2 protein-coding genes are annotated in these 2,591 nt (G+C 57.9%); both read left to right on the top strand.

Annotated features, from left to right (window positions below):
* Window positions 1-516 precede the first annotated feature (516 nt).
* On the top strand, window positions 517-1,833 hold the full coding sequence (gene dnaA, locus Q0K43_RS10940; protein ID WP_297290558.1) for a chromosomal replication initiator protein DnaA: 1,317 nt from the start codon (window positions 517-519) through the stop codon (window positions 1,831-1,833).
* 312 nt (window positions 1,834-2,145) lie between these two features.
* Window positions 2,146-2,591, top strand: a 446-nt coding sequence (locus tag Q0K43_RS10935; RefSeq protein ID WP_297290557.1) for a DNA polymerase III subunit beta, incomplete at its 3' end; no start/stop codon positions are given.

Below are 2,591 nucleotides of genomic sequence, written 5' to 3'. Positions count from 1 at the left end.
CTTGGAGCGCTGGCGCTTCTTGGGCTGATAGGTACGAACCATGTTGGGACACCTCCTGTACAAAAATCAAGCGGGTTACCCCGCCCACCACAACAGCCTTTCGGCTGCGGTCGTCAAACAAAACTGCTTTACACCGCATGGGTGCATACGATGCACATGGTATTATAGCCTATTTGAAAATGGCGTGTCAACTCCTATTTTGGTTTCTTTTTTGGTTTTTTCCGGCGTTTGGCGGTACAATACCATATCTTGTGGCTGACCTTACCCTTCCTCTACCATCGGCACAGAAAAGCCCGGTGGAAAAGAGTTTCTTTTTATAATTGTATCGTTGCTTTCCAGCGGCAAATTTGCTATAATGATATGCGTTAAATTATCTCTGATCCCGCCGTCCGGAACCGGTGCGGCGGCGGAGGGCCGAACATGGGACCTACAGGTCTTGAAAGCCGCGGCTTTCAAGGTCTTGTTTTTGATGCCCGCTGTTCTGCCGTTTATTTCTACGAAAGAGGTGGTCTCTCCGTGAATCTGCCGGCCGATCTCTGGGCCAAGGTCCTCTCGCTGATGGAGGGGGAAATGACAGCCACCGCCATCAACACCTGGTTTGACGACGCCACCCCCGTGGCGCTGGAGTCCAACCGGTTTGTACTCCACACCCCCACCAACTTCAAGCGGGATATCATCACCTCCCGCTACCTGCCCAACATTCAGAAGGCCCTCCACGAGCTGTTTTCCTCCGACTTCGAGGTGGTGGTGCTGGGGGAGGGGGAGCTGGAGGGCTACGGCAAAAAGAAAAACGACGATCTGTTCCTGCCCGGCACCGAGGAGTACACCTTTGAGCGGTTTGTGGTGGGGGCCTCCAACAAGTTCGCCCACGCCGCCGCCCTGGCGGTGGCCGAGCAGCCCGCCCAAACCTACAACCCTCTGTTCATCTACGGCGAGTCCGGCCTGGGCAAGACCCATCTGCTCTATGCCATCGCCCACAAGATCCATCAGAACCATCCCGACTTCCGCATCGTGTATATCAAGGGCGACTCCTTCACCAACGAGCTGATCCAGGCCATCCGTGAGGGCCGCAACCCGGAGTTCCGGGAGAAATACCGCTCCGCCGACGTGTTCCTCATGGACGACGTGCAATTCATCGCCGGCCGGGAATCCACCCAGGAGGAGATGTTCCACACCTTCAACACCCTGTATGAGGCAGGACGTCAGATCGTGTTTACCGCCGACCGTCCCCCCAAGGAGATGCTGCGGCTGGACGACCGGCTGCGCACCCGGTTCGAGTGGGGCCTGCCCGTGGACATCCAGCCCCCCGACTACGAGACGAGAGTGGCCATCATCAAGACCAAGGCCATCCGCCGGGGTATGAACCTGCCCGACCCGGTCCTCCAGTATATTGCCGAGAACATCACCTCCAACGTGCGGCAGATCGAGGGCACCGTCAACAAGATCCTGGCCTTCCAGGAGCTGATGGGGGAGAGCGTGGACGTGGACACCGTCACCCGGGCCGTCCGGGACATGTTCAAGGACAAGGCGGAGTTCCTCCCCTCGCCGGAGATCATCATCGACGAGGTGAGCAAGTTCTACAACATTGACGAGGAGGCCCTCCGGGGTCAGGGCCGCACCAAGGACACCGCCCTGGCCCGGCAGATCGCCATGTACCAGATCCGCCGCATGACCAACCTGTCCCTGAAGGAGATCGGCAAGGAGTTTGACAACCGGGACCACACCACCGTCATGCACTCCATCGACCGCATCGAGAAGCTGACCAAGCAGTCCCCCGAGATCGCCGAGGTCATCAAGGACATCAACGCCAACATCAACGCCCGGTATGAATAAAGAACCAATTTCATGAATATGACTGGATATTCTGTTTCCAGACCCCTTTCCACATTTCCACCCTGTAATCGGGATATGTGGAAAATGGAATGTGGATAACTTTTTTCCCTGTCGGAAGCTGTGGAAACCCCGCCTTTTTTGTCCACAACCCCTGTGGACGGCCTTACCCTTGCCGCCCAGGCGGTTGCGCCCTTTTTCCACATGATTTTCCCCTACGGCTTACTATTACGAACTATATCCCTCCTCTCTCCTGAGGAGCGCGAAAATCCCAGGGAGCGGAACGCTCCCGTCGAAACGGAGGGTCAAACGAATATGAAATTTTCCTGCGAAAAGGCGCTGCTCCAGGCGGCCATCTCCACCGCCTCCCGGGCGGTCTCTCCCAAAAGCTCCATTCCCGCCCTGGAGGGCATCCTGCTGGAGGCCGGCCAGGAGCTGCGGCTCACCGGCTACAACCTGGACACCGGTATCCGCACCATCGTCCCCGCCGATATCAGTGAGGAGGGTACCCTGGTGCTGGCCGCCCGGCTCTTCGGCGAGATCATCCGGAAACTGCCCGACGACATCGTCACCTTCCAGACCGACCACTATATGGTCCACATCACCTGCGGCCCCAGCGAATTCAACATCCTGGGCACCGATCCGGAGGAGTTCCCCGAGCTGCCCACGGTGGAATATCAGAACTCCCTCACCCTGCCCCAGTCCAGACTGAAGGCCATGATCGCCCAGACCATTTTTGCCGTCAGCGACAACGAGAGCAG

This window comes from uncultured Flavonifractor sp., assembly GCF_944383115.1.
In the GTDB taxonomy this organism is placed as follows: Bacteria; Bacillota; Clostridia; order Oscillospirales; family Oscillospiraceae; genus Flavonifractor.
This window is presented reverse-complemented; position numbering and strand designations above follow the sequence as displayed.